This is a genomic window from Candidatus Nitrospira allomarina, assembly GCF_032050975.1.
Lineage (GTDB): Bacteria > Nitrospirota > Nitrospiria > Nitrospirales > UBA8639 > Nitrospira_E > Nitrospira_E allomarina.
Genome location: NZ_CP116967.1, coordinates 2,144,973 through 2,171,752, shown reverse-complemented (window position 1 = coordinate 2,171,752; position 26,780 = coordinate 2,144,973). Strand labels below are relative to the sequence as shown.

The 26,780-nt window shown below is 51.6% G+C and carries 25 protein-coding genes and 1 pseudogene; 16 read left to right on the top strand and 10 right to left on the bottom strand.

The window, feature by feature from the left end:
• Positions 1-16: 16 nt before the first annotated feature.
• The 7 genes and pseudogenes from PP769_RS09565 (at position 17) to PP769_RS09535 (ending at position 6,542) form a co-directional block, all read left to right on the top strand.
• Positions 17-298, top strand: a complete 282-nt coding sequence (locus PP769_RS09565) for a F0F1 ATP synthase subunit C (protein WP_312646895.1) — start codon at positions 17-19, stop codon at positions 296-298.
• A gap of 4 nt (positions 299-302) precedes the next feature.
• Positions 303-1,097 carry a F0F1 ATP synthase subunit delta gene (locus PP769_RS09560; RefSeq protein WP_312646893.1) on the top strand — a complete coding sequence of 265 codons (795 nt, stop codon included), beginning with the start codon at positions 303-305 and terminating at the stop codon, positions 1,095-1,097.
• Between the two features lie 7 nt (positions 1,098-1,104).
• Entirely contained in the window at positions 1,105-2,658 is a 1,554-nt protein-coding gene (locus PP769_RS09555) for an alternate F1F0 ATPase, F1 subunit alpha (RefSeq protein WP_312646892.1), read from the top strand.
• Positions 2,655-3,587: a F0F1 ATP synthase subunit gamma gene (locus PP769_RS09550; RefSeq protein WP_312646891.1), complete on the top strand. Its 933-nt coding sequence runs from the start codon at positions 2,655-2,657 to the stop codon at positions 3,585-3,587. Before PP769_RS09555 ends, PP769_RS09550 begins: the two co-directional genes overlap by 4 nt.
• A gap of 13 nt (positions 3,588-3,600) precedes the next feature.
• A pseudogene (locus PP769_RS09545) lies at positions 3,601-4,471 on the top strand (ADP-polyphosphate phosphotransferase).
• A 441-nt stretch (positions 4,472-4,912) separates the two neighbouring features.
• Entirely contained in the window at positions 4,913-5,608 is a 696-nt protein-coding gene (locus PP769_RS09540; protein WP_312646888.1) for a VIT1/CCC1 transporter family protein, read from the top strand.
• Between the two features lie 64 nt (positions 5,609-5,672).
• Complete coding sequence (locus PP769_RS09535; RefSeq protein WP_312646887.1) at positions 5,673-6,542, top strand: cation diffusion facilitator family transporter; 870 nt, start codon at positions 5,673-5,675, stop codon at positions 6,540-6,542.
• A 99-nt stretch (positions 6,543-6,641) separates the two neighbouring features.
• Here the strand turns inward: PP769_RS09535 and PP769_RS09530 are convergent, their stop codons facing one another.
• Together PP769_RS09530 and PP769_RS09525 are read right to left on the bottom strand one after the other, a co-directional pair.
• Entirely contained in the window at positions 6,642-8,597 is a 1,956-nt protein-coding gene (locus tag PP769_RS09530; protein WP_312646886.1) for a PAS domain-containing sensor histidine kinase, read from the bottom strand.
• A gap of 176 nt (positions 8,598-8,773) precedes the next feature.
• On the bottom strand, positions 8,774-10,141 hold the full coding sequence (locus PP769_RS09525; RefSeq protein ID WP_312646885.1) for a sigma-54-dependent transcriptional regulator: 1,368 nt from the start codon (positions 10,139-10,141) through the stop codon (positions 8,774-8,776).
• A gap of 449 nt (positions 10,142-10,590) precedes the next feature.
• On the opposite strand from PP769_RS09525, the gene PP769_RS09520 reads away from it, so the two are divergent.
• From PP769_RS09520 to PP769_RS09495, 6 genes are all read left to right on the top strand, one after another.
• The gene (locus PP769_RS09520) at positions 10,591-11,454 is read left to right on the top strand and encodes a universal stress protein (RefSeq protein ID WP_312646883.1); all 864 of its coding nucleotides are present in this window, start codon (positions 10,591-10,593) and stop codon (positions 11,452-11,454) included.
• Between the two features lie 232 nt (positions 11,455-11,686).
• Positions 11,687-12,142, top strand: coding sequence for an Hsp20/alpha crystallin family protein (locus tag PP769_RS09515; protein ID WP_312646882.1), 456 nt, complete (start codon positions 11,687-11,689; stop codon positions 12,140-12,142).
• Positions 12,143-12,333: 191 nt separating this feature from the next.
• Entirely contained in the window at positions 12,334-12,687 is a 354-nt protein-coding gene (locus tag PP769_RS09510; RefSeq protein WP_312646881.1) for a cupredoxin domain-containing protein, read from the top strand.
• Between the two features lie 107 nt (positions 12,688-12,794).
• A complete protein-coding gene (locus PP769_RS09505; RefSeq protein ID WP_312646880.1) occupies positions 12,795-13,757 on the top strand; it encodes a universal stress protein in 963 nt (320 codons plus the stop codon).
• 17 nt (positions 13,758-13,774) lie between these two features.
• Positions 13,775-15,142 carry a hypothetical protein gene (locus PP769_RS09500; RefSeq protein WP_312646879.1) on the top strand — a complete coding sequence of 456 codons (1,368 nt, stop codon included), beginning with the start codon at positions 13,775-13,777 and terminating at the stop codon, positions 15,140-15,142.
• Positions 15,143-15,357: 215 nt separating this feature from the next.
• Complete coding sequence (locus PP769_RS09495) at positions 15,358-16,479, top strand: 4Fe-4S dicluster domain-containing protein (protein WP_312646877.1); 1,122 nt, start codon at positions 15,358-15,360, stop codon at positions 16,477-16,479.
• A gap of 72 nt (positions 16,480-16,551) precedes the next feature.
• Here the strand turns inward: PP769_RS09495 and PP769_RS09490 are convergent, their stop codons facing one another.
• The 8 genes from PP769_RS09490 to PP769_RS09455 all read right to left on the bottom strand — a co-directional run bounded on the left by PP769_RS09490 (position 16,552) and on the right by PP769_RS09455 (position 23,218).
• Positions 16,552-16,815: a type II toxin-antitoxin system RelE family toxin gene (locus tag PP769_RS09490; protein ID WP_312646876.1), complete on the bottom strand. Its 264-nt coding sequence runs from the start codon at positions 16,813-16,815 to the stop codon at positions 16,552-16,554.
• Positions 16,802-17,035 carry a plasmid partition protein ParG gene (locus PP769_RS09485; protein WP_312646875.1) on the bottom strand — a complete coding sequence of 78 codons (234 nt, stop codon included), beginning with the start codon at positions 17,033-17,035 and terminating at the stop codon, positions 16,802-16,804. The genes PP769_RS09490 and PP769_RS09485 overlap by 14 nt, the downstream gene beginning before the upstream one ends.
• Positions 17,036-17,264: 229 nt before the next feature.
• On the bottom strand, positions 17,265-17,552 hold the full coding sequence (locus tag PP769_RS09480) for an encapsulin-associated ferritin-like protein (RefSeq protein ID WP_312646874.1): 288 nt from the start codon (positions 17,550-17,552) through the stop codon (positions 17,265-17,267).
• 323 nt (positions 17,553-17,875) lie between these two features.
• A complete protein-coding gene (locus PP769_RS09475) occupies positions 17,876-18,352 on the bottom strand; it encodes a hypothetical protein (protein ID WP_312646873.1) in 477 nt (158 codons plus the stop codon).
• A 233-nt stretch (positions 18,353-18,585) separates the two neighbouring features.
• The gene (locus tag PP769_RS09470) at positions 18,586-18,888 is read right to left on the bottom strand and encodes a cupin domain-containing protein (protein ID WP_312646872.1); all 303 of its coding nucleotides are present in this window, start codon (positions 18,886-18,888) and stop codon (positions 18,586-18,588) included.
• 10 nt (positions 18,889-18,898) lie between these two features.
• Entirely contained in the window at positions 18,899-19,357 is a 459-nt protein-coding gene (locus PP769_RS09465; RefSeq protein ID WP_376753434.1) for a DUF4385 domain-containing protein, read from the bottom strand.
• Positions 19,358-19,446: 89 nt separating this feature from the next.
• A complete protein-coding gene (malQ, locus tag PP769_RS09460; RefSeq protein WP_312646870.1) occupies positions 19,447-21,768 on the bottom strand; it encodes a 4-alpha-glucanotransferase in 2,322 nt (773 codons plus the stop codon).
• Between the two features lie 757 nt (positions 21,769-22,525).
• Positions 22,526-23,218, bottom strand: a complete 693-nt coding sequence (locus PP769_RS09455; protein WP_312646868.1) for a type 1 glutamine amidotransferase domain-containing protein — start codon at positions 23,216-23,218, stop codon at positions 22,526-22,528.
• A gap of 372 nt (positions 23,219-23,590) precedes the next feature.
• Here PP769_RS09455 and PP769_RS09450 point away from each other — a divergent pair, with 372 nt between their 5' ends.
• The 3 genes from PP769_RS09450 to PP769_RS09440 all read left to right on the top strand — a co-directional run bounded on the left by PP769_RS09450 (position 23,591) and on the right by PP769_RS09440 (position 26,659).
• Complete coding sequence (locus PP769_RS09450) at positions 23,591-24,427, top strand: FAD/NAD(P)-binding protein (protein WP_312646867.1); 837 nt, start codon at positions 23,591-23,593, stop codon at positions 24,425-24,427.
• 80 nt (positions 24,428-24,507) lie between these two features.
• Complete coding sequence (locus tag PP769_RS09445; RefSeq protein ID WP_312646866.1) at positions 24,508-25,353, top strand: NADH-quinone oxidoreductase subunit B family protein; 846 nt, start codon at positions 24,508-24,510, stop codon at positions 25,351-25,353.
• On the top strand, positions 25,334-26,659 hold the full coding sequence (locus PP769_RS09440) for a Ni/Fe hydrogenase subunit alpha (RefSeq protein WP_312646865.1): 1,326 nt from the start codon (positions 25,334-25,336) through the stop codon (positions 26,657-26,659). The genes PP769_RS09445 and PP769_RS09440 overlap by 20 nt, the downstream gene beginning before the upstream one ends.
• The last annotated feature ends 121 nt before the right edge of the window (positions 26,660-26,780 follow it).

Here is a 26,780-nt window from a genome sequence, read left to right as displayed (position 1 = left end):
AACCCAAGGAGATCCTATGGACAACATGACTCTTATCGCCATGGCATCAATTGTCACGGCCGGCCTCACCACCGGAATCGGTACGATCGGCCCAGCGCTGGGGGAAGGAAGAGCAACTGCAGCAGCGTTGACTTCGCTGGCCCAGCAGCCCGATTCCGCCAACACCATCACCAGGACGCTGTTTGTCGGCCTGGCGATGATCGAGTCCACGGCCATTTATGCTTTTGTGGTCTCGATGATTCTGATTTTTGCCAACCCGTTCTGGAATCATGTCCTTGCCCAGACCGCAGGAAAGTAAGACGATGCTCATCGACTGGTTCACCGTAGTTGCGCAGGCACTCAACTTTCTCATCCTGGTCTGGTTGTTGAAGCGCTTCCTGTACCAACCCATTCTGAATGCGATAGACGCCAGGGAAAAACGGATCGCCACTGAACTGGCAGACGCCGACGCGAAAGAAGCCGAAGCCAGGCAGGAACGCGACACATTCAAGCGTAAAAACGAGGAGTTCGACCAACAGCGTGCGGCACTGCTGACCAACGCCGTGAACCAGGCCACCACTGAACGTCAACAGCTCCTCGAGAACGCGCGGAAGGAATTGGACATCTTGCGGGCCCAGTGGCAGGAGGCGCTAAAAAGCGAACATCAAAGTTTAAGTGAAGAACTCAGCCGTCGAGCACGGGAAGAAGTCTTTGCCATCGTGCGAAAAACATTGGTGGACCTTGCCACAACGAACCTGGAAGAACAGATGGCCGACGCCTTCGTCCGCCGATTGCACGAACTAAATAATGTGGAAAGAGAGGGGCTAGAGTCGGCCTTCAAAACTGCGTCCACTCCCGCAATCGTACGCAGCACCTTCCATCTGCCTGCAACTCAGCGTCAGGCGATTGAAATTGCGGTCAAGGACGTGCTCGCTGTGAACACCCACGTCCAGTTCGAAACAGCCCCGGACCTGGTCAGCGGAATCGAACTCACGGCAAATGGACACAAGATTGCCTGGAGCATCAGGAATTATCTTGCGTCGCTTCAAAAAAGCGTCGACGACCTATTGAAAGTGCGTCCAAAAGCGGCAACAACACCCGAAGCACACCCCGAATAACCTACCAATGAACAACCCATTTGAGAGCCTGCACAGTCTCTTCGACAAAACGTTCACTGGTATGAGCCACGCACGCGAAGGTTTCGAGCCCGGCATAACAGCCCACGAGATAGGGAGAATCACATACGTCTCCACCGGCATCGCCAGGGTTTCCGGTCTTCCAGGCGTGGGGTTTGAAGAGGTGCTGAAATTTCCTGGTGATATGTACGGCATCGCCTTCAACGTCGATGAAGACGAAATCGGCGTCGTGCTCCTTGGCGACTACTGGCAGTTGCATGCGGGTGATGAAGTCGAACGAAGGGGACACGTCATGGACGTGCCGGTAGGCAACGAATTAATCGGACGGGTCATCAACCCATTAGGACGGCCTCTGGATGGCTGCGGGCCTGTGGTTTCCACAGAGCGTCTGCCTATTGAACGTCCGGCACCACCCATCATGAATCGTGGCCCCGTCACGGTGCCGTTACAAACCGGCATCAAGGTCATCGATGCGCTTATTCCCATCGGGCGCGGCCAGCGCGAGTTAATTCTCGGCGACCGGCAGACGGGCAAGACTGCCATTGCGATCGATACCATTCTCAACCAGCGCGACCAGAATGTGGTCTGCGTGTATTGCGCCATCGGCCAGCGCGCATCCGGCGTGGCCAAAGTCATTTCCACACTCCGCGAACAAGGCGCGATGGAGTATACCGTCGTCGTCGTGACCGAAGGCAACGACCCGCCGGGGCTCGCCTATATCGCGCCCTATGCCGCAACCAGTCTTGCGGAACATTTCATGAACCAGGGTCGCGATGTGCTGATAGTCTATGACGACCTGACCCATCACGCCCGCGCCTATCGTGAGCTATCCTTGCTCTTGCGCCGCCCACCCGGTCGGGAAGCGTTTCCCGGCGACATCTTTTACATCCACTCGCGGCTTCTGGAGCGCGCCACACATCTTCGCAAAGAACTCGGGGGCGGCTCCCTGACTGCCCTGCCCGTCATCGAAACCGAAGCACAAAACATTTCCGCCTACATTCCGACCAATTTAATTTCTATCACAGATGGACAGAGCTACCTTTCACCCTCTTTATTCGAATTAGGGGTGCTCCCTGCGGTCGATGTCAGTCGATCCGTTTCCCGCGTTGGAGGCAAGGCACAACGGGCGGCCTACCGGGCCGTCGCGGGAAATCTCAAGCTGGCCTATGCCCAGTTTGAGGAACTGGAAACCTTCGCCAGGTTCGGTGCCCGGCTTGATGAGGACACACGAATGATTATCGAGCACGGACGGCGGATCCGTGCCTGCCTCAAACAGCCTGAATTCGCCCCGATGTCCGTGCCCGCTCAAATCACCCTGCTTCTGGCGTTAACCGACAAATTGTTCGATCCTGTGCCACTTGACCAGATGGTGAAGGCCGAACAGACTGTACACAAGGCATCCCTCAACATCCCGATTGACGTGTGCAAACGATTGGAAGGCGCAGCCAAATTGAATGCGGAAGATCGTGAAACGATTATTCGAATTGCCCGTCAAGCATTAGCACGCTTTCAACCCACGCCCGAAAGGAAGGAGAAGGCATGAGCGATACCATGGTCGGTTTGCGTCGACAGATCGACGGAGCGGGAGATCTCCAATCTGTTGTTCGCACGATGAAAGCCTTGGCCGCCTCAAGCATCGGACAATACGAGCAATCGGTGAACGCATTGGCCGACTATGCCCGCGCGGTTGAACTGGGGTTAAGCGTTTGCTTTCGGGAAAACCCGCCTGTAGGCTTGATGGGAGAACAGAAGAGGACACGACAGACAGGTGCGTGTGGCGCAGTGGTGTTCGGTTCAGACCAGGGACTGGTCGGCCAGTTCAATGAGGTGATCGCCGATTTTGCGGTTAAGACCTTGTCGGCTCGGCCTGGACGTCATACCGTATGGGCTGTGGGTGAGCGGGTGCAGTCACGCCTGGCAGACACAGGACTCGCATTAGGAGGATTCTTTCCGGTCCCGAATTCGATCAAAGCCATTACGCCACTTGTCGGAAAGATTCTCCTGGAAAGCGAAGCGGCTCATAGCCGGGGAACGATCCACGAACTCCAAATCTTTTACAACCGCCCCACCTCCAGAGCGATCTATGCGCCGGTCAATCAGCGCTTGCTGCCCCTGGACGAAATCTGGCGAAGCGAGTTGGCCATACTCACGTGGCCGACGGGAAATCTGCCGGAGGTCATCGGCCGTGGCGGGGCCACACTGCGGTCGCTCATTCATGAGTATCTTTTTATCTCCCTCTTCCGGGCATGCGCGGAATCTCTGGCCAGCGAAAACGCCAGCCGACTGACCGCCATGCAACGCGCCGAGAAAAACATCGACGAGCTTCTGAAGGACCTCAATCGCCACTTCCACCAGTTGCGCCAAAGTGGCATCGACGAGGAACTCTTTGATGTCATCTCCGGCTTTGAGGCGCTGGCCGACAAACCAGCCGCCAGAGAAGGCCATGCAGGTACCCCACACATCGCACTATGAAGGAAGAACAATCATGAACATTCAAACCAAAGGGTTTCGCATAGCTGAAGGCACAACGGTTGATCTCAGCAACAGGCCAACCAGAGTCAAGGCTATCTATAACTCGAAAAAAACAGTACAAGCAGGTTCTCAACAAACATATTGAAGAGCTCAGCGACCTGCAACGACTCCTCTATGCGTCGAACCGTTATGCGTTGTTGCTTATATTTCAGGCCATGGACGCCGCAGGCAAGGACGGCGCCATCCGGCATGTCATGTCAGGAGTGAATCCACAAGGGTGCCAGGTGTTCAGCTTCAAACATCCCAGCGCTGAGGAATTGGACCATGATTTTCTATGGCGCACCACCCAGTCTCTGCCTGAACGCGGACGCATCGGTATTTTCAATCGTTCCTATTACGAGGAGGTTCTCATCGTGCGAGTGCATCCGGAGATTCTGTTGAGCCAGGGACTGCCGGACGAATTGCTTGACGAAAAAAATCTTTGGCAAGACCGGTATCGCTCCATCATTGACCTTGAGAGCCATCTCTACCGCAATGGCACGCGAATCATTAAATTCTTTCTTCATCTTTCAGAGGAAGAGCAGCGAAAGCGGTTCCTTCAACGGATTGATGAACCCGAAAAGAACTGGAAATTCAGCCTGGCCGATATAAAGGAACGAAAGTATTGGAAAGAGTATATGCAGGCCTATGCGGCCTGTTTGAGTGCCACAAGCACAGAGGCCGCTCCCTGGTATATCGTTCCTGCCGATGACAAAAAGAACGCCAGGCTCATCATTTCGAATGTGATCGTCGAAACATTGAAGAGTCTCAATATGAATTACCCGACCATAACCAAGGCGCGCCAGAAAGAATTGCAGTCAATCCGTAAACGTTTGGTGAAGTAAGATGAATTATACGGAAATTATGACTCGAGCCCTTCGACGTCACTCTCAGGACAAGCTCTGGAAGGCTCCGTGCCTCTGCCTATCATCCTGAGAGAACGAGAGATCTGAGGCCAGCCCAACCCGGCCATGCCTGCCCTGGGCGAAGTCGAAGGGGCTCAGCCAGGTGCTTCTCGCTGTTCAGCATGACAATGCTGTTGAGGGTATCTCCCACCTAATTTTCTTGTCATCCTCAAACCTTTATGGACCCCATCAGGATTCATCTGTTCAGGATGATGAGCGCTGTGGAGCGTAGAACCCTATATTTTGTATGATCCAGTAAGATCTGAAGCTCAAGAGTAAATGAGCAGAGATAGATTTTCATCTTTCCATTGGCCGCGATGAATAGCTTTTGAAAAGAAACCTTTCGGCCGTGAGCGCCTGCGGATAAGGGACACAGGACCCATGCGAATACGACATAAAGAACGTCATCGAACCGAACGCATTGGGTGGCTTCGGGCAGCCGTCTTGGGCGCCAACGACGGGATCGTGTCGACAGCCAGCCTGCTACTCGGAGTTTCGTCGGCAAATGCCACTCACGGCGATGTTTTGATCGCAGGAGTAGCCGGGCTGGTCGCGGGAGCCATGTCGATGGCTGCCGGTGAGTATGTATCCGTTCAATCACAGGCAGATACCGAGGAGGCCGACCTTGCTCTTGAGCATACGGAACTCCTCTCCGACCCTTCAGGTGAGCACAAGGAACTTGCCGCTCTCTATGTTGGGCGCGGTCTCGATCCAGCACTTGCAAAGCAGGTGGCCACACAACTCATGGCCCATGATGCCATCGGAGCGCATGCACGTGACGAATTGGGCATTTCCGAAAACCTCAGTGCGCGTCCGATTCAGGCGGCCCTAGCATCTGCCGGAAGCTTTGCCATCGGAGCCGCCCTACCTCTTGTAACCGCGACCATCGTCCCGGAAACCAGTTTGATTCCCATAGTTACTGGAACCTCCCTGGTGTTTCTCGGTGGGTTAGGAGGATTAGCCGCTCACGCGGGCGGTGCGTCGGTGATGACGGGCGCCATGCGCGTCACATTTTGGGGTGCACTGGCCATGGGGCTGACCGCGGGAGTCGGAACACTCTTCGGCCCAGCGGGTTAAATGAAAGCACGCGCACACGAATGAAAACTCAGGCCTCCTTCCTCTTGATTTTGTTACACCAACCATGAGCCGACTTGGAGAAATTCGCCGGATCCTATGGTGGATCCTCATTTTGAATCTAATTGTTGCCGCCGCAAAGTGGGGCTATGGCGTGATGACGTATTCATTAGGTCTGCAGGCCGACGGCCTCCATTCCACCTTTGATGGTCTCTCAAATGTGATCGGTTTGATTGGACTCTGGCTGGCCACGGCTCCTCCCGATGCCAATCATCCCTATGGTCATAAAAAATTTGAAACCCTGGCGGCTGGAAGCATCGGGGGTTTTCTGGTCATAACCTGTCTCTATCTCCTGTGGAAAGCCTATCAGTCATGGACTTTGGACCTGCACCCTCAGGTAACAGGGATCAGTTTTTTCATCATGATCGGAACCATGGGAGTCAATATTTTCGTGACCCGATGGGAACGGCGGAAAGGCACCGAACTCAAAAGCGACATTCTCACAGCAGACTCCTATCACACGGCGAGTGATGTCCTGACATCATGTTCTGTCCTGGCAGGGCTCTTGGCTGTGAAAGCCGGATATGCCTTCGTTGATCCGTTGGTGGCGGTGCTGATTGCCGGCGTGATCGCCTGGACAGCATCCATCGTGCTCAAAGACGTTCTGTCTTCCCTAACAGACGCAGTTCGATTGAACCCTGGGGAAGTTCACACGGCTGTCATGTCGATAGCCGGCGTCCTCCATTGCCACGATATCAGAACTCGCGGACTGAACCATCATGTTTTCATGGATCTCTCGGTTCACGTTGATCCTACCTTATCAGTCGAAAAAGCCCATACGCTCGCCACCAGGATTGAAGAGCATCTCATTGATCATTTTGAATCGCTGGAGGACGTGGTCGTCCACATCGAACCGGAAGGACACGAACGACGGTGATGGAAATCCTGAAGGAGAATCTCGAGGAGTGGAGTCAGGGATCAGAAGAAAAGAAACAAAGAAGCATTCAGCAAATTCAATCTTCAACTCCTCTTCTGCCTACGCCTCACGCCGTATTTCTTCGGAATAAATGGGCAGGGAAACAATAAAGGTTGCCCCTTGGCCTGGGACACTCGTTACACGGATGGCACCTTGATGTTCCTGGAGAATGCCATGAACCACGGTAAGCCCTAAGCCGGTCCCCTCCCCCACGGCCTTGGTGGAAAAAAACGGATCAAAAATCTTTGCGAGTTGCTCCTGAGGAATCCCACTCCCGGTATCCTGCACAGTGAGTTCCACCGTATCATCGGTCGGGTGAAGAGCCAAGCTCAGAGTGCCTCCATCACCCATCGCCTGGCAGGCATTCAAAATAAGATTTAACAATACCTGATTCATATGATCCGGATCCGCCAATACCTTTGGCAAGTGAGGATTTACTGTTTTCATGACCTGAATATGCTGTTTACCCAACCTCTCCTGCAGCACATCCAGCACATCGATCATCACGATCTCTAAGTTGACAGCCTGCCGAACAGCCGGACGTTTCCGGGCAAAGCTTAATAACTGATTCATAATTTTTGTAATGCGTTCCACCTGGGTCACGATTGTTTCCAATCCCCGCCTGGTACGCTCGTCCTGCGCTTTACGCATTAACAATTCCGCCCTCCCTAATATCACATTCATCGGTGTGCCAATCTCATGGGCCATGCCCGATGCCAACGTGCCCAACTCGGCCAATCGTTCAGTTTTTCGCAGTTGATCCTCCAACGCACGTTGTTGGGTAATATCCACCACGTATCCTTCAATCCCGACAACCTCGCCTGCTTCGGAAAAGATCCCACATCCCTGTTCCCACACCCATTTGACGGATCCATCCACTGTTCGAATCCGATAGCTGGACTGAAACGGTTTACGGTCCTTGAGAGCCTCCTGCACGTCCTGCCAGACCCGCTCGCGATCTTCTGGAAGCATCACATCCCGACCATACGACACCTCTCGCGATTGGACAAATTTATCAGGTGGATATCCCGTCAGATCCTGACAGCTCGGGCTGATGAATTCCATGGTCCAATCTCGTGTATTTTCACATCGATAGACCATGCCCGGCAGATTCTTGAGAAGGGTCGATAAGGTCCGTTGCGCCTCCTGTAACTCCTGCTCGGTCGCCACTCGTTCCGTCAAATCCATGATAATCGCCAGGAAGACCCGACGACCCTGCTCCCGTATATATTGAAGATGAACTTCAACCGGATACGTCGTTCGATCTTTTCTCCGATGAATTGTCCGAAAATCCACTTGTTCCCGTTGGCCCGTCCGAAGAAGGGCCAACAGCTCAAGAAACTGACCGTTCGGAAGATCCGGCTTCAAATCCAGCGGTGTCATGACGCACAATTCTTCCATGGTGTAGCCGATATTTTCCCTCGCGCCTTTGTTGACTTGAGTAAATCGCAGAGTGGTGGCATCAAACACATAGATTTCATTGACAGAATCCTCAAGAATTCTCCCCAGGTATGATAACCGCTCTTCATTGTGCTTTCGCTGGGAAATATCCCGAAGAATCACCGTCAACCATCGCTTCCCCGATCGTTCGATTTGAGAAATCGAGGCTTCCAAAGGAAAGATCTCGCCATTTCCCCGCAGTCCGGAGATTTCCATTCCGGCGCCCATTCGTCTGGAGGTTTCTCCAGTCTCGGCAAATCGGCGGATGTGTTCACGATGGGCAGATCGCAATGGGAGCGGAATGAATTGGTCGAGGGTATTTCCCAGTGCCTCTTGGGCCGAACACTGAAAAATTTCCTCAGCAGCCGCATTAAAGATGACAATCCGTTGATCATCATCAATGATGATAATGGCATCCATCGCCGAATGGATAATGCCTGCCAGTTGCTGCTCAATCGCCTCCAACCCGTTCCTGGCTTCCTGATGCATCGCCTGGACGGCTCGCAGCTCTGCCAATTCCTGCCGGAGTGCATGAACTTCCTGATGAAGGTCTGGGGATCGTGGATCGTGACTCATCGATTGCCCGGGAGGGTGATTCTGATAACCAGGAGACTAAAATTCAACGAATGAATGAGACAGGGACGAATGAAACATCTCTCGCAGGGCTGAACCCGGGGAAAAAGGAAGACCTTCGGGAGCGGAAAGGGGGAGCGCTCGATGATTCAGCTCGATCATTCTGAATCTTGGTGCATTCATACCACTTCCTCCATTTCAGCCAGCTTGCGATATAACGTCTTTCGATCAATGCCGAGTACGTGCGCCGTTTGATATTTATTCCCACCCATTTTTTCCAGCACCCGCCGGATGTAAGCCTTTTCCAACTGCTCAAGGGGAAGTAACCGCTCCGCGGCATCGCCGATAAGTTGGCCATCTCCTTGGATGTTCCGAATGTTGGAGGGGAGATCATCCAAACAAATCCTTTTCCCTTGCGTCAGGGTCGCCGCACGCTCGAGGATATTTTCTAACTCTCTGACATTACCCGGCCACTGATAATCCATCAGCCGGGCCATGGCCGGTTCTTCGACACTTTCAATGTGTTTTTGCTGCGCGGTGACACTTTTTTGCAATAATCCTTGAACCAGGATAGGCAGATCCTCTTTGCGATCCCGAAGAGGAGGTAAGTGCAGTTCAATCACATTCAAACGATAATACAAATCCTCCCGAAAACGCTTGGCCTTGACCTCCTCAGCCAATTGCACGTTCGTTGCGACCACCAACCGGACATTAATGGACAGGGAGCGGGTCGCCCCTACCCGCCGGATTTCCCGCTCTTGCACGGCACGAAGCAACTTGGCTTGAAGCATCATGGGCATTTCACTGATTTCATCCAAAAACAACGTGCCATCGTGAGCCTCTTCAAACAAACCGGGTTTATCCGACTTCGCATCCGTAAAGGCGCCCCGCACATGGCCAAACAGTTCGCTTTCCAACAACAGCTCGGGAATCGCCGCACAGTTTACCGGAACAAAAGGAGCGGCCTTACGTTGACTATTAAAATGAATGGCTTTGGCCACGAGTTCTTTTCCCGTCCCGCTTTCTCCCGTGATTAAAATATTAGTCTGGGAATCGGCCACTCGACGGATCAGGTCAAAAATTTCTTTCATTGGTTTACTTTTCCCGAGAATCTGATCAAAGGAAAACTCCCGGCTGACCTGTTGCCGTAATTGCTTGACCTCCTGGCGAAGGAGGGCCTCTCGCATGGCTTTCGCCACCGTCACCGATAATTCATTGCTCTTGATAGGTTTGGTGAGATAGTCGAACGCGCCCTGCTTCATGGCATCAACAGCCGACTCGACGGTGCCAAAAGCCGTCATCATGATGAGATTGGACTCCGGATGCTTTCGAAGGACATGATCCAACAATCCCAGCCCGTCCATGCCTTTCATCCGTAAATCCGTGACGACCACCGGAAATTTCTCCGTTTCCATCCGGTTAAGCGCATCGTGACCATCCGAAGCCACCATAACTCGATAGTGCTCTTCCTCGAGAATATCCCGCAGTAATTGCCGCATTTCAGGTTCATCATCGACAACTAGGACAGCTGGAAAATCGTTGATCATTGCCATATTCCTTGTGTTAACTCAGTAACCTGAGACCACGATTTATCAGAAATTACAGGCTCAGCCCACCCTGGGTAAGATAATATTTCCTTTCGGTGGCGCCCCATCCACTCCGGAAAATCGACGAGAGGCACCCAAAAAACATGTTCCACATCTGTAGCTTTTTTCACCAATCACAGGTACATCCACTGTAGCAATTTGCGCCATCTGGTCCAACTCAAGCTATGCTAAGTCGTCTACTTACCTTAAAAATGTTTTGTCAGTACTAGGGAGAGCCCATCCTTTGGTTGTTCATCACCGCGACCCCTTCTCATGATATTAGACTAATTACTAGAAAATCAGAGAAAAGCACACTTTTTTTGAAGATTACGTGGTATCAAGGTGGCATTCCTCTTGCTGACTCTTTACTAAGATAGGGCTCGGAGAACAACCTCGAAAAGGGAGATTCCATGAGAATTGTGGTTCCAGTTGATGGTTCATCCTGTTCAACCTCTTCTGTTCATACTCTTGCACATTTTGCGCCGCCGGAAGAATTGACGCTGGTTCATGCCCTCCACCTTCCCGATTTCAACTACCCCATGGTTACGCCGGATCTCAGAACCGAGGCACAGGAAGAAATCAAAGAACAATTGCGAAATGAAGGGGAGGAAATTCTCGATGCGGCGCAGAAACACCTGCCTGCCGATTTCTCCCATGTGCAGCGGATCCATCAAATCGGACATCCGGTCGACGTGATTGTGGAAACGGCACGATCCGCACAATCCAACCTGATCGTGTTGGGAGCCAGGGGTCTTGGCCCAGTCAAAGAACTGGTTCTCGGAAGTGTGTCGCATCGGGTTCTGATGCATGCGCCGTGTTCAACCATGATCGTCAAAACCCCCATAAGTCAGTTAAAAAAAATTCTTCTCCCCATTGAGGGTCAGGAAGACGCAGAGGCGGCGTTACAGTTTTTGGCTCTCCAACCTTTTCGACAACCGGTTGAGGTCGAGGTTTTTGCCGTCTGGCCACAACCACAATTGTCATGGCCAACCACAGTAGGACAATCGGACCGACTGGAAGCTCAAGCCATAGAAGAGGCCCAGGAACGCATGAAAGCCATCACTGACCGGCTCACCCGGATGAACTTCGCCTGTCAAGCGCATGTCGGGATTGGCGATCCCGCCTATGCCATCCTCGAACAACGCCACGCCTCCCAATCCGACCTGATCATGATGGGTATGCATGGCCGGGGAGGGTTCGCCCGGTTTTTGATGGGGAGCGTATCGCATTCCGTATTACACCAGACCTCGTGCCCGGTATTGATTGTCCGGTAAGCTTTCAGGATCAGGAGGACGGATTCCTTTTCCTGTTGATGACATCTGCCACAGATCTGGTCGGATTGAATGAGGCGCTTTGCCACGAAGGCTCGAGAACAACTGGGTTTTTTAAAGCATTTCCATCAAATTCCGTTGCCTTTCTTTTTAAAGTGTTGGCATACCCATTGCTGTCTATCAGGTGTAGGTATGATCCATAATATTCTTCCTGGGTAAAAAAGGAGGTGAGGAGATGAGTGCCATCACACATTGGGATCCGTTTCGAGAAATGGATGAGTTACAGGGTCGGCTTTCAACCTTATTTGGCCGTGCTCCGGTCAGAAAAGAAGGGGAACGTCAAGAAGCGTTGCGCGTCGCCGAATGGGCTCCCCTGGTAGACATCACGGAAGACCCGAAAGAATACCTGGTCAAAGCCGAGCTTCCCGAGGTCAAAAAGGATGAAATTAAAATCAGTGTACAAAACGATGTGTTAGTCCTTTCCGGGGAACGAAAGTATGAGAAGGAAGAAAAGGATAAAAAATACCACCGGATTGAGCGAGCCTATGGGAGCTTTTCACGGAGTTTTACCATCCCCGAAGATGCCGATCCCGAGAAGGTTTCGGCGGAATTCAAGGAAGGGGTGTTGCACGTCCATTTACCGAAAAGCGACCGGGCAAAACCGAAAAGTATTGCCGTGAAAGTTTCATGAATAAGCGGGTTCCCCCTCTGCATTAAAAGGGGAACCCGGGTACTTTGTAATGACAAGACGATCAGTCGCAGGAAGTCGAGCGAGACAATTCACTTCAACGCAAGGGAGATAATCCACACATGCACAACCTTCGAATATGCCTATTTCGCCGGGCTTGGGTTCTGTCTATTGGATTCTTTCTCCTAGGAGGTATGACCTCGCCCAGCGCGCAGCCCATACAAGAGGTGATCGTGACCATCGAGGGATACACGTTTCAAACCACCCAGATGCCTCTTCAACTGGACACAGAGACCATTATCTACATCACCAACAAAGATACGGTACGCCATGATTTTGGATCCGACATGTTCCTACATACTCTGACCCATGTCGATAGCAACGGCGTCGTCACCTATGGGAAAGGGGTGGAAGGCGTTCTTCTTGAGCCCGGCCATGAAGCATCAATTCGGTTAATGCTTAACCACTCCGGTCGATTCCAATTCCAATGTTCGATCCATAAGGAGATGAAAGGGGAAATTCTCCTCCTGACCGTGGACGCCGTGTAATCGGCAACCTCTGTATTACCCTACGGGTTGTGGTCGGGTGCCTGAGCTATTAGAATTTCTGAGAGTGCTCTCCTGCTGTCACTCTAAAGCGAAAGGCTAATATCGTTATGGTCAAGATCGTCACTCATATCCTATTTCCTACCGATTTTTCACCAAGCTCCACTCCTGCCTTTCGATATGCGGTGGAGTGGGCAAAAGTCTTTGAAGCGCAACTGACCATTCTTCATGTCCATTCCCTGCAACCGGGGCTGGATATCGACGCCGGAGTCGCCCAACAATTCCTGGATGAACAACGCAAGGTGGCGCGGGAAGAGTTGGACTCACTCGTGGCTGAGGCCCGGCAGCAAGTCCCGCGCGCATCCATGGAACTGCTGGCAGGCCTCCCTTCTGAATGCATTTGCGAGGTCGCACGGGGAAAAAAATGCGATTTAATTATGATGGGAACCCACGGGTGGACGGGATTCAATCGAGTCTTATTCGGGAGCGTCGCGGAACGGGTGATTCAACGAGCCCCATGTCCGGTTCTGTCCATTCCTCACCGGGAATCAGCGGATATCTCCGCGATGCATGACTTGCAAATCCTCCCGCGCCAAATCGTTCTGCCCTTAGAATTCTCCGATTGCTCCATGGATGCCTATGAATACGCGGTCCAAATCGCCAAATGGTTTGATGTGCCTCTGACTCTGGTCCATGCCATTGAACCATTATCTTACAGTTTGGACTTCACCCTGACTCATCCGCTTCAAGAAAAAACCAACCGGGATAAAGTCGAAAAGCGTTTGGCTGACCTCACCGCTGTCCTAATCGAACAGGGTCTATCCGCCCAATATGAGTTACTCGATAAGCCAACCGTGGATGGCATCCTGGAAACCAGTGCCATTCAGCAAGCAGATCTTATTATCATGGGGAGCCATGGCCGAAAAGGACTGACTCGGATGATCCTGGGAAGCACAGCCTATAAGTTACTCGAACAAAGTCCCTATCCCGTCCTCACGATTAAAAGTCCGAAATTCGAAGGAGGACATCATCCATCGCCCGCCAATGGCAAGACCACATCTTCTCCAGCATAAACCCTGAATCTGTGACGATGGCAGACAATCACTCTCACCCTATAACCGGATCGGAAGAAGGCTTTCGAAGTCTGTTAACCCGATTGGAGCATCAATCGCTCCGACCGGACTTTCAGATACAGCGGCAACTGGCCCTAAGCCACGCCCTTCAGCCCTATTTCCATCCACTCATGGTTCCTCCCTTGGTTCCCTTGCCGGAAGAAGAGGACCTGGCCAGGTGGTTCGTCTATGCCGATTATTTGCCGACTGACGGTCATGCTTCTCTCATCGAGCAGGTGCGAGACCTGGTAATGGAACATGTCCCGCAAGGGGAACGAGTCTGGCTGGATTCCTTGCGACATTCCTACATGGATCTGCTCGAAGTGCGAGACATCTCTGCCGAAAATGAGGCTGTTTATGCCCGTCTGCAATCGTTGGGAGACAAACAGATATTTGATGTTGTCCCTCATACGAGGCCGGTTCCCTACAAAGTGGGACAGGTCCTGCTCACCCGGCTTCTTCGGGGATTGGCCGATATTCGCCTACCTGGCCCCCCACTCATCCTTTCATCCAGCATGGGAAAAGCGGTCTTTGAATTGACGAATGAGATGCGACGGGAAATCGAGATTGGCACGGGCAATTTTGCCCTTGCAGAATGGGCAGAATTCGCCAAGAACTTCGGGTATATGATCATGTGGAGTGTCGCCAAGGTGCGACGAGGAGCCTGGACGGTCGTCGACTCACAGATTAACTATCAAAATACCCAAGGCGAAACCTTTCTCTATGCCATCGCCCTGTATGAACACCATGACTTCCGCTCAATGGCTGACAGGCTTCGTGAGCTTGATCAATTCACTCCCCCAAAAAAAAAGGCCGGCAAGCCGTCGTCAACGGCTTCACAAAGCGACACCTTAACGTGGGTATGGCTCCCACCACAGGACCCTTCCGATGCCAGAACATGCCCCGTCGCCCGCCTCACCTTGACACCCACACAATTATTTGTCGAAACCGACTCTGCGGACCGGCTGGATACCGTCAAGCACCAACTGGCGGCAGCTTTTGGCTTCTTACTGCATTACCAGGGTGAAACCACCGCTGCTCCTCAACTTCGGACTCCTGAAGTGGATCTCTTATCAGACAGCTACATCGCTCCCCCCACCATCGTCCCCAAAGAAGAAGAGCAACAGATCCTCGAGTCCTTGCTTGAAACCGCCTATTTGGAATGGGCAGAAAGGCCTTCGCCGCTTCTGAAAGGACAAAGCCCTCGGCATTTCTGCTCTGCGCAACAGGACACAAAGGAGGTTGCAGCCATCATCGATCAAATGGAACAACACGATCTGGGTCTGCGACGAACAGGCCAATCCGCGTATAATTACAACGTTCTCCGTGGTCACATTGGATTGTAAGTTAAAGGGAGTGTTGAAAAAGACCGCCAGCGGCGTTCTCGCCACTTGGCGTGCTCACGTACTTCTCCGTACGCTCCGCTCGCCCAAGTGGCTGTGGCCTTGCTGGACGGGCATTTTTGAACACTCCATAATGGTTCTCTGGGAGCCTCGGTCCCTCATAAGTTTGAGGAAACGGGAAAATTTTTAAATATTCAACAGTAATTTATAAGGCAATCATGGCCCCCGATTCTTTTGAACCTTCTCCGCCAGGACTCTTACACCGCCAGGATTTTTCTCATCTGATTGGTATTCTCCAGAACCTTGGCTATCGGATCCTGGGGCCGGTCCTCTCCAACGGCGCGATTCAATGGGGCGAAATTACTCGGGGAGAAGACCTCCCGATCGGGTGGAAGGACCAGCAACATCCAGGAAGCTATCGACTGGAACCGGACTCCAACCCCCGGTATTTTAATATCGTTCACGGCCCACAATCTCTCAAGCCACTGGTGTTTACTCCACGAGAAACCCTGTTAGTCCTGGACCGCAACGGAAAAACATTTTCTGCCAAAGAGACCGTTCCTGAGATACCACGAACCGCTGTGCTGGGAGTACGGGCGTGCGATCTTGCAGGACTCGGCATTCAAGATCAGATTTTTCTGAATGGTTCCTATCCTGATCCCTACTACCAACAGCGACGGACCAATCTCCTCCTCATCGCCGTCAACTGCACGAGGGCGCTGGAGACGTGCTTTTGCGCCTCAATGGGCACGGGGCCAAAAGCCCAAGGAGGGTACGATCTCAGCCTGACCGAAGCCGATGAAGACTTTCTGATCCAAGCCGGAAGCCCCGCAGGACTGGAAGTATTGGAACACCTTGCGTGCGGTGTGGCGTCTGAAGCGCGGATTCAGCAGGACGATGAACGAATAGCCGCCTGCGCAGCCAGCCAGACGAGGACCCTTCCACATGCTGCGTTACCCCAAGGATTATATGAGGCTCACGATCACCCTCGATGGGACGAGGTCGCCGCACGATGCCTGGCCTGCACCAACTGTACGATGGTCTGCCCCACCTGTTTTTGTCATGGGGTAGAGGAAACTCCATCCCTGGACCACCAACAATCGGAGCATGCGCGAGTTTGGGATTCATGCTTCACGTCCGATCACGGCTACATCCACGGGAAAAACTTCCGCCCCACTACCAAAGACCGCTATCGCATGTGGCTGACTCACAAATTAGGGTCATGGATCGACCAATTCGGCATGTCGGGATGCGTCGGTTGCGGCCGGTGCATCACTTGGTGTCCGGTGGGCATCGATCTCACCGAAGAAGCCCACGCCCTCTGCCAGCCACCCTCGTAACCAGTTGGGCACTGGCGAAACGGTCGAGATTGACGTTGGCCGATCGCGCTTTCCGATTGATTCCAGCAAAATTCACTTATCCTGATAGACCTCTCGTCTATGCCCCACTTTGACCACGATAACCACGAGCTCCTCGTCCCGGATCTCATAAACAATTCGATACACTCCTTGGCGAACTCGAAACCTTTCCTGTCCCGACAATTTCTCACTACCGACCGGGCGTGGGTTATCCGCTAAACCTTCAATACGCTTGAGAATGCGAGAAACATCGTTGTTAGGGATGGAACGAAAATCTTTGGTGACCGACTTTTTGAATGTCAGTCTATAACTGGCCATGGGCCTTGAGATCATTCAGAAGTTCTTCATAACTGAGAGTAGGCTCGCCAGCCCGCTGCTGGAAGGCAGCCAGGTCTTCCTGGTCCTCCGCGAGAGCTGCTCGCACAGCATCATTGACGATGTCAGATATGGATCGGTGAGTATGCGCAGCCTTAAGTCTAAGTGCCGCATGGAGATTTTCATCAAAGTAGACTGTCGACCGTTTAGAACTTGTGCCCATGGAATTACACCTCCTTATGATACTGTCATTGTAGCGCTTTAGCGTTATAACGTCAAAGCGCTTAACGCATATTGGAGGTTCTAACCCAAAAACTTCAATTGTTTAAATGTTGAAGAGGTCACCAAATGGCATCCGATGGGGCACCGATCTCACGGAGGAAGTCTACGCTCTCTGCCAGCCACCCTAATAAGCCAAACGGCAGTGGGTCGGTCCAATCGTCATCGCCCGGCTACTTATGCGCGATGGGTTTCTCTGTAAACAGAAAGTCCTTTAAATGCTTTGAAAACGTAGGATCCTTGCGTCGAATCCATTCAAGCACCATCGAGGCATGTTCCTTCTCCTCGTCTCGATTGTGCACAAGAATGGCTTTGAGGTCCGCGTCTTTGCACGCATTCGCGCGCTGATTGTACCAATCCACAGCCTCCAGTTCCTCCATCAACGAAACGATGGCCCGATGCATGTCCCGGGTTTCATCGGACAATTCCTCAATGGGTTCGTGATAACCGACACTCGCCATATGCTTCTCCTATGTTGTGTGAAGTGAATGAATACTGCATACGAAACCTCTAACCGGAAAAAGACATTGAAATCGGGACCTGAACCTTTACCAATGGGGTGGATTCCAGACACCAGATTTTTTGAGATGGCCATGTCTCTAAATTATCACAGCCCGATCATGCAGCCTTCAGGATGGCTACGATGACGAACATCGGATCATTCCAACGTTATCGACACCAAGGAATAAAGAAGGAATCCCCAATTCAAAAAATATATCCCAATACGTGCGTCTCCATCCACATTACATTTCCCCGGTACCCTAACAAATCGGTGATCGACTCCTCAGGCCTTTGCGGACTTGCCGATTTGCACTTCCAGCGAACACACTCCACCGGGACAACCGGATGCAGGTCTGCCTCGCAGAGTGACATCAAGATTTGGAGGAACCGTGAAGGTCCTGACGACTTTTTGAAATGTCAGCGGCGAATCCCGGTTCCACGGGAGCAAGGAAAGACCGCGTGCCAGCAGACAGTATCCGGTAAAACACAGGATCATTGTGCCAATAGCCGGAACCCAATAGAGAAATCGAAGTGGCGGCAGATACAGTACGACGAGGAGAAGCAGATACGCGAGACGCAGTTGCGCAGGAAAAGACGAGGCATTTTCTTCACGAGCAAAAAAAACCAAGGCTTGGATGGTGGAAATGAGTATAGCCAGAAAGAAGTAAGTCGGGTCAACGAGCAGGCCGGCCAGTAAGCAACCGGCGAGGCACAACCAGATCCACCAGGTGTAGTCGGACAGACGGATAAATTGCATCATGGATACTAGAATAGGACATATGGAAAAAAATGTAAAAACCCGGATTTCACCCATGCGGGCGTTGGACGAACAAATAATGATTCGTTTAATCCTTAATCATATGGTCATCCTGAGCCGGCAGCGAAGGATCTGTGCCCAAAAGAATGTCCTCGCCTCCCAGAATGTCTGTGTGTCATGACCCATTCATCACTTCCCACCAAGTTCTAACGGATGGCATTCAGACTTTCATGCTCTCAATCATACCCATAGAGCCATTTGGTCGTCGCGTGATGAATATTTTTTACCGAATGACAGGTTTCTTTCGGAATGAATACCTCATCTCCGGGTTCCGCGATAATCTCTTTGCCCCCGATGGTCAGGCGCAATTTCCCTTCAACAATAGTGACCAGCTCGTTGGCCGAATGAACGAAATCATTCCACTCCCGCCCGGGAGGATCAACAAACACATCGCACGAATACCCCCGCTGATTCCAGGACCGAGCCACCTCCTGGCGAGTAAGTGGCAGAGAAAACTTTTTACAGGTCAAGTATTCCAAGTCACAATTCTCAGGGCTGCTTGAAAAACATCTCTTTGTGCCTTTGCTTCAGTTTCACATATTCCTTATTTTCTCTGGCTTTCTTCCACTTCTGGTAAAAGATTTTAGCTGATTCAGTCTTCTCTTTATCTTCTACAACCGGCAGGATTTCCCTGCTAGGCTGAGCATACTTCCGGCCTGTTTTGTGGTTGGCATATCTTCTGGACCTCGTATACCCCATCTGCAAGTATTTACGTGCCATATCCATTCCGACAAAGTCGCCCTTGGCTTTGTATGCGAGAAATAACTTGTAAATCCAGTTAGCCGACCTTCGAGCCATCTGGGGGGTTTTAAATTTCCAGTGTGGTAATATCTCGCTCTTATAGGGTTCAACCAGAAGGACTCCCTGCTCTCCTTTTCCGATACGATACAGCTCCGGATGCTTTCTGAAATCAATGGCGTTGAAATCGAGTGTGTAATCGAATGACATGGTCTTCACCGAGTCCCTGGATTCGCCAGATTTCATTCCCCCATGTACCTTCCTGAGTTTTTACCCCTTTCGGCGACGCTCTCTGAAACTTAGGAATGCCGTGACGGCGACCTGGTTGTATTAGATGGCTTATTTTTAGCCAATTGAGGTCGTGTTCGTTCATGATTGATGACCGTCACCAACTTGGCAATGTCCGGCGAATCGCGCCATTCGTGCAAATCAGATCCTTGGGCACCGGCTTTCATCCTCCAGACCGGATAGGCACGAGAAGGCGCCCCCGGGATATTAGGTGTGTCTGCATCCCCAAGGAGATCTTCCAGGGATATGGCTAAGAGAAAGCTCGGGGTTCTAGCTAAATAGGCATGCACGGCTTGCTGCAATTCAGAGGTGAATAAAGGAAGGGCTTGTGATGTTCCGGAATGCGGACCGGTCCACAATCCTTCCTTTCTGAGGGCTTGCAGTAATTTCTCCTTTTCCTTGTTTCGTGCATGCCATTCTTTCCCGGCATCGGTCGGGTCAGGATATACATTCAATTGTGTTTTCCAGTGAATATCCCGGCCTTCCCAATATCCTTTCAATGTGGGTAAATCATGGGTGGATACGGCGACCATCGCCGACCTCTTATACCGGTTCGGCGGGATAAAATTCCCTGTATTGGTTTTTTCAAATAATAAAAGCCGGTAGCTCAACAGACCAGAGAGGCTGAGGGTTTTTCTAATGTGAGGGGTGATTGTTCCCAGATCTTCCCCAACAATGGTGGTCCCGGACTTGTGACTCTCCAAGGCCAAAATGGCTAATAACGCTTCGGCGGGATAATGAATATAAGCCCCTTCTGAGGGCGACTTTCCTCGCGGAATCCAGAACAATCGGAAAAGCCCCATGGCATGATCAATGCGCAATAAGCCGCCGCCGTTCATCATGGCCTGAAACGTTTTGACAAAGACCTCATAGCCTTGTTGATGGAGATGTTCGGGAGAAAGCGGCACCAGGTTCCAATTTTGGCCTTTTGGCGAAAAAATTTCCGGTGGGGTCCCAATGGATGCCTGCGTCACCAATTGATTCTGGAAGGCCCAGGCTTCATAACCATTGGGATCGATCCCTACGGCGAGATCTTGATAGAGGCCAACGGGCATACGCAGTCGACGCGCAGTTGCTCTCACCTGCGCGAGCTGGTCCTGGCATATCCATTCAAGGTATCGAAAAAAATTGATGCGTGTGGGATGTTTGCGGGAAAACCTTTGGACCTGAGGAGAGAGCGGATCTCTGAATTCTTTCGGCCAATCCTGCCAACTTTTTGTCTTTTTCTTGGGAGAACGGGTACGCGAAAAAATTTCACCTAATACCTGAAAACAGGCAAAATGTTCGAGATTGCTTCCCTGCTGTTGAATAAATCGCAGAAAGGCCAATCCCCGCCGTGACCGGGGAACCAGATGGTTTTTGAGAAACTGACGATACAGGGTTTCGAAATGTTTATACTTGATGGCCTGCACCGAATCGTAATCAACTGTCGGAGATGCTCGGAGGGCGCTCAAAGTTGTCTGAAAAACTTTGCTTTTGACGCGTCGCTGAGCCACCGGGCTTTCATAATGTTCGGGAATTCGCTCAATATCCAAATACAAGGGATGATGGAACATCCGGCTTGAAGGGGAATATGGACTGATTTCACCCGGCAGCAACGCATGGAGAGGATTGACGCCAACCATGGCTGCGCCTAAATCTTTCCCTGCCCAGCCGACCAGATTGTTGAGGTCGCTGAAATCTCCGATTCCCCAGTTCCGTTCGGACCGTACTCCATAAAGTTGAACGGTCAATCCCCAGAGACCACGGGCCTTCTTATAAGAGGCCGGGGCATATGCGCTGTCCGGAGTGACGATGACACGCGAAGTTTCATGTGCCCGGTACGAAGGAGAGGTGATTGACAATTGGAGCGTATAATATCCCAGCGGCAACTGACGGGGAAAAGGAAGCCTGCCACGCAGATAGTGCCGCCCGTTAATTTTTTTTCGCCCAAGGATCTTTATCGAAGTTCCACTGGCCTGACGGGTTGCTCGAAACTTGTTTTCTCCCCGGATGGTCCAGTCGAGGTGTATGGAAGAAAGTGATTCCGGTCCTAGAGGAATGTGCAACATCCATCCTGAGGACAATTTCGATTGAGGAATGACGAACGTTTCTTGAACGCATTTCGTCCATTCATTGGTCTTCGAGGCTAAAACAGATTCACGGACTTGTTGGGACGTTTGGGCGGAAACACCCATCAGCCGAAGCAGGCCTCGCAAACTTTCATCAGGCACCACTCTCTGATTGCCGCTTTCGTCGCGAAAGACGGGCTGAATCCCATGACGCCGGGCCAATTGATGCAAGAGCGAAACGGATTTCTTTTGAGATGTATCGGTATTCGGTAAAGGTTTCATCTGGATCCTATGATTCTGTGTGACTGTTCAAATGTCCTTGGTCTTAAGGCTATGGTCCCTCCGTCAGGACCCATTTGTAATTTTACCCCAATGACCATCAGAACCTCCTTAATCAAATGGAAAAAATCATTCACTCCCCTCCAAGTAGATCGACAAACAGATCTCACTAATATCCCCGCTAAGCCCATGATAGAAATCTCTTCTCGATTCAGAGAAACAGGAAATTTCTTACGGGTAAGAAATCACATTGAATTGCCCTCAGAACAGAACGAACAAGCTCACCGCCTCGCAACCGGCGAATGAATCTTTGTCCGATGGTTTACCTGTCAGACACTTAATCGGATCATAAAGAATATATGGTTCCTCGTTCTCTCATTTCTGTTCCTGAAAGGTGTGTTTTCCATGGGTCTGACGCCTGCCGACTGGCCTAAGGGAGGGATGCCTTTATCAGTTGGGGTGCCTTGTTTGAGCCCTTCGATAAAGCTCAGGACAGGCTCCGCGAGTTGGTCCGCCCTCCTCTGGTTGGCGTCCCTTCGGTCCCATAAGGCCAGACGGGGCGTCAATGGTTTTGGGGACTTTTGCCGAATCAAAAGGCCCTCGCCTGCCGAGGCGAAACCCGGCGAACAGAGCATCAGTTGGCCACGAGAGTTGGGGACACCGGTGCGAGTCATTCATCCACTAGCGCTTGTTTACAGGGAGCCCCTAAGGTAGATTTCAGATACACATCGTCTAGCTGTAAGACCAAAATCCAAAATTATCATGTTCCGCTTTTTCGAAGTGCCGCTATCAGAAGATCAGCCACCGCACCACCCGATGCCGGATTCTGGCCGGTGATAAGCCTGGTATCTTCCAACGCAAATGAACCCCAGGGCTTATCGGCTTTCTTATATTTCGCCCCTCGCTTAACCAATTCGGTCTCCGTCAGGAATGGCACAACCTTATCGAGTTCCACAAGCTGTTCTTCTTCATTTGAAAAGCCGGTGACGTTTTTGCCTTTAATGAGTAGCGTTCCATCCGATAACTGAATGTTCAGCAAACCGAGAGCGCCGTGGCACACTGAGGAAACACATCCACCATTCTCATAAATCTTCCGGCTGATCGATTGAAGTTTTTCGTTATCGGGAAAATCCCAGATCACCCCATGGCCACCGGTAAAGTAAATCGCCACATAATCATCCGGGTTGACGTCGGCGGGTGTAACCGTGGTCCCTAGACGATTCATAAATTCCTTTTTCTGGTACCATTCCCAGTCAGTCGTATCTGCCTGTGCAAGACTATGTGGATCAATCGGAGTGTATCCTCCTTTGGGACTGACAAAATCAACCCCATAACCAGCCTCTTGAACTTTCTTCACGAAGTGTACGGCCTCACCCAACCATAATCCGGTCGCCCGATTTAAGTTTGGATATTTTGCCACGCTGGTAAGAACTACTAGGATTTTCTTGCTCATAACGCCCCCCCTTTCTGCTTCGTGCAGACTTGAATATTTTTCTAACGATTGGTTTTTTTTACTCTAAAACTTTAGGGGGAACAGAAAAATGGCCTTTTAAAGGTTTCACAAATAACTATTTCTGGAACTAGATTTAAAAATTTTTAATCTCGATGCTTAACTGGCAGTTCCTCATTACTTTGGCTTTGGTCTTGCTATTCTCTCAAAAGAGACCTCCAATCCCTAGCATTTGAGGAGAAATGCTACACTACCATGAAGCGTTCATTTGGAGAAATTAGAATTCAGGTGATTGTGGTTTCATTTGTTAGGATACCCTATGGGGTCTAAACTTTTCTTACGAGGACGCCAGCGTAATCCCATAAATGCCAAACCATGACTTTTAATCCCTACCTCATTCATCCGGCTGTGATCGTGGACAGGAAACAGGAGTCCACCGATATCGTGACCTTTCGCCTGCAACTCACAGATTCCACTCATCGGGAGTCTTTTCGCTTTGAGGCGGGGCAGTTCAACATGCTCTATGTGTTTGGTGTAGGGGAGGTAGCCATTTCCATTGTGTCGGACCCTGGGGAGCCGGAATTTCTGGACCACACCATTCGTGTGGTGGGTCGGATCACGCAGGTATTGGGTGCGATGCAAGTGGGTGAGAGTGTGGGCGTTCGTGGGCCGTTTGGGATTGGATGGCCCATGAGGGAAGCCCAAGGGAAGGATGTGCTTATCGTCACCGGCGGATTGGGATGCGCTCCGGTGGTGGGAGCCATTGAATATATGTTTCGGAGGCGGGAGGAGTATGGCGCCATGACCATTCTCCACGGGGTAAAAACCCCCCACGACCTGCTCTACCGGGAACGATTTGATGCCTGGCGCTACCAACCCCGCACACAGGTACTATTGACCAGCGATGAACCCGGAAAGACCTGGCATAGCCATGTGGGCGTGGTCACCGAATTGTTTGACCAACTGCAGTTGGACCCTGCCAATACGCTGGTCATGATGTGCGGACCGGAGATCATGATGCGGATTGCCTGTAATACCCTCTCGCATCAAGGTCTGCGCCCTGACGCTATGTATGTGTCGTTGGAGCGGCATATGGAATGCGGCATCGGACTCTGCGGGCATTGTCAGCTTGGGCCATTCTTTGTCTGTAAGGACGGACCCGTGATGCGGTTAGACCGGGTGGTACCGTATTTCGGAAAAGTGGGTGTGTAAATAGAGCCTGAAGAAATGATCTGAAAAAATTCTCCTGGCCCCCTTTTTAAGGGGGAATTGTGAATGAAGAATAGCCCGCAATGACAATGGATGGATCAACGACCCCAACTCAGCATTCTTCAACCAGGCCCCGCCCCCGAATTGCCGTGGTGAAGTTTGCCTCTTGTGACGGATGCCAGTTAAGCATTCTGAATATGGAGGACGATTTACTGGCTTTGGGAGAAGCCCTCGACATCGCCTATTTCCCCGAAGCCTCCAGCAATATGCAGCCTGGCCCGTATGATATAACATTCGTTGAAGGCTCCATTACCTGCCCTGAAGATCTCTCTCGAGTTCTCGATCTCCGGCAACAGACAACAACCTTGATCACCATCGGTGCCTGTGCGACTTCCGGGGGCATTCAGGCTCTTCGGAACTGGGGCGATGTGGAAGCCTTCAAGCGAACGGTGTATCCCAGCCCCGAATACATCCACAGCCTGAGCACATCGACTCCTATTTCCGAACACGTCAAGGTGGACTATGAATTGTGGGGATGCCCGATTGATAAGCCACAACTCCTTCGAGTGCTCACCGATTTACTGAGAGGCGTCACACCCAGCATTCCCGCACACAGTGTATGCCTGGACTGTAAACGCCAGGGACATGTCTGCGTCCTGGTCGCGAAGGGCATGCCCTGTCTTGGACCGGTGACGCGTACCGGGTGCGGGGCCATCTGCCCCGCTATGGGCCGGGAGTGCTATGGGTGCTTTGGCCCCGCCGAACAGGATTCAGTAATTCCAGGAGTGCCCCCAAATACCGGATCTCTGGCCAAACAATTTCATGAGCAGCTGCAACTCATACCCCTGGAAATGGTTCGCCGTTTTCGAGGAATCAACGGATCGGTTCAGCCTTTCCGGAAGGAAAGCGATGCCTGGGACTCCAGATAAATCGAGAACCATCAAAATCGACATGATGGCCAGGGTAGAAGGGGAAGGAGCCCTTCATATCACCGTTCAGGATGGTCAGGTCCGGGATGTGCAACTCCGGATTTTTGAACCTCCACGATTTTTTGAAGCCTTCCTCCAGGGACGTCACGTTAACGAAGTGCCCGATATCGTGGCCCGTATTTGCGGTATTTGTCCGGTGGCTTATCAAATGAGTGCAGTCCATGCCCTGGAACAAATCTTCCATGTGGAGATGCCACAAAGCCTTCGCGATTTACGTCGACTCCTGTATTGCGGGGAATGGATCGAAAGTCATGTTCTGCACATTTATATGCTCCAGGGTCCGGATTTCTTAGGATTCGACAGCGGGCTTGAGATGGCCCGCTCACACCCCGATCTTGTGAAGCGAGGGCTTCGAATGAAAAAGGCGGGCAATGATCTGTTAACGCTGTTAGGGGGACGATCAGTGCATCCGGTTTCGGTAAAGATCGGCGGATTCTCCCAAGTGCCGACAAGGAATGCCTTGCATGAGCTGAAGGACGAATTCCTATGGGCCAGGGATGCCGCTGCGGAAACGCTTAGGTGGGTGAGCGGGTTTGAATTTCAAGATCCCGAACAGGCCTATACCTTCCTCGCCCTTCGGGGGCCTTCTGAATATCCGATGAATGAAGGCGACGTCGTCACCAATCGGGGACACCGCATGGCCGCCTCGGAGTTTGAACACCATTTCCATGAAGAACAAGTACCCTATTCCAATGCCCTCCACTGCACGTTGAATGGAAAATCTTATCTCACAGGGCCGTTAGCCCGGCTCGCTCTCAACCAGGACCAGCTCTCGTTGTTGGCCAAAGACGTCTTACAGAGCACGGGATTAGTCCTCCCGTTCAACCGCGCGTCCATGGGTATCGTGGCACGATCGGTGGAAGTGCTCTATGCCTTTGACGAGGCTCTTCGACTCATTGACCGGTATGAGCGGCCAACTTCTCCAAACGTGCCAGTAACACTCCGCGCCGGAACCGGTATGGCCGCGACCGAAGCCCCGCGAGGCCTTTTATACCATCGTTATGAGGTCAAGGCTGATGGCACCATTTGCCTTGCCAAGATTGTGCCGCCAACCTCCCAAAATCAACGCCGCATGGAGGACGATCTTCGAAACCTCCTGCCAGACATCCTTCATCTCAACGATCAGGAAACCGCAATGAAATGCGAAGAACTGATTCGCAGTTATGATCCCTGCATCTCCTGCGCAACACATTTTTTAACACTGACCAAAGAAAACCTCCCTCCGACGATGTCAAAATTCCCATAAAAAATTTCTGAAGGGAACTCGCAAGCGGATGGACCAATTCAACCGATAGGACTCCGGCCTGTTGGCACAATTTAAGAATATTTGCTTAGTTGAAATGTTTTTACTTAATTTTTCACGCAAA

Coding starts and splice junctions, on each gene's coding strand:
- PP769_RS09565 (WP_312646895.1), top strand. CDS start 17: ATGGACAACATGACTCTTATCGCCATGGCATCAATTGTCACGGCCGGC.
- PP769_RS09560 (WP_312646893.1), top strand. CDS start 303: ATGCTCATCGACTGGTTCACCGTAGTTGCGCAGGCACTCAACTTTCTC.
- PP769_RS09555 (WP_312646892.1), top strand. CDS start 1,105: ATGAACAACCCATTTGAGAGCCTGCACAGTCTCTTCGACAAAACGTTC.
- PP769_RS09550 (WP_312646891.1), top strand. CDS start 2,655: ATGAGCGATACCATGGTCGGTTTGCGTCGACAGATCGACGGAGCGGGA.
- PP769_RS09540 (WP_312646888.1), top strand. CDS start 4,913: ATGCGAATACGACATAAAGAACGTCATCGAACCGAACGCATTGGGTGG.
- PP769_RS09535 (WP_312646887.1), top strand. CDS start 5,673: ATGAGCCGACTTGGAGAAATTCGCCGGATCCTATGGTGGATCCTCATT.
- PP769_RS09530 (WP_312646886.1), bottom strand. CDS start 8,597: ATGAGTCACGATCCACGATCCCCAGACCTTCATCAGGAAGTTCATGCA.
- PP769_RS09525 (WP_312646885.1), bottom strand. CDS start 10,141: ATGATCAACGATTTTCCAGCTGTCCTAGTTGTCGATGATGAACCTGAA.
- PP769_RS09520 (WP_312646883.1), top strand. CDS start 10,591: ATGAGAATTGTGGTTCCAGTTGATGGTTCATCCTGTTCAACCTCTTCT.
- PP769_RS09515 (WP_312646882.1), top strand. CDS start 11,687: ATGAGTGCCATCACACATTGGGATCCGTTTCGAGAAATGGATGAGTTA.
- PP769_RS09510 (WP_312646881.1), top strand. CDS start 12,334: ATGACCTCGCCCAGCGCGCAGCCCATACAAGAGGTGATCGTGACCATC.
- PP769_RS09505 (WP_312646880.1), top strand. CDS start 12,795: ATGGTCAAGATCGTCACTCATATCCTATTTCCTACCGATTTTTCACCA.
- PP769_RS09500 (WP_312646879.1), top strand. CDS start 13,775: ATGGCAGACAATCACTCTCACCCTATAACCGGATCGGAAGAAGGCTTT.
- PP769_RS09495 (WP_312646877.1), top strand. CDS start 15,358: ATGGCCCCCGATTCTTTTGAACCTTCTCCGCCAGGACTCTTACACCGC.
- PP769_RS09490 (WP_312646876.1), bottom strand. CDS start 16,815: ATGGCCAGTTATAGACTGACATTCAAAAAGTCGGTCACCAAAGATTTT.
- PP769_RS09485 (WP_312646875.1), bottom strand. CDS start 17,035: ATGGGCACAAGTTCTAAACGGTCGACAGTCTACTTTGATGAAAATCTC.
- PP769_RS09480 (WP_312646874.1), bottom strand. CDS start 17,552: ATGGCGAGTGTCGGTTATCACGAACCCATTGAGGAATTGTCCGATGAA.
- PP769_RS09475 (WP_312646873.1), bottom strand. CDS start 18,352: ATGATGCAATTTATCCGTCTGTCCGACTACACCTGGTGGATCTGGTTG.
- PP769_RS09465 (WP_376753434.1), bottom strand. CDS start 19,357: ATGTCATTCGATTACACACTCGATTTCAACGCCATTGATTTCAGAAAG.
- malQ (WP_312646870.1), bottom strand. CDS start 21,768: ATGAAACCTTTACCGAATACCGATACATCTCAAAAGAAATCCGTTTCG.
- PP769_RS09455 (WP_312646868.1), bottom strand. CDS start 23,218: ATGAGCAAGAAAATCCTAGTAGTTCTTACCAGCGTGGCAAAATATCCA.
- PP769_RS09450 (WP_312646867.1), top strand. CDS start 23,591: ATGACTTTTAATCCCTACCTCATTCATCCGGCTGTGATCGTGGACAGG.
- PP769_RS09445 (WP_312646866.1), top strand. CDS start 24,508: ATGACAATGGATGGATCAACGACCCCAACTCAGCATTCTTCAACCAGG.
- PP769_RS09440 (WP_312646865.1), top strand. CDS start 25,334: ATGCCTGGGACTCCAGATAAATCGAGAACCATCAAAATCGACATGATG.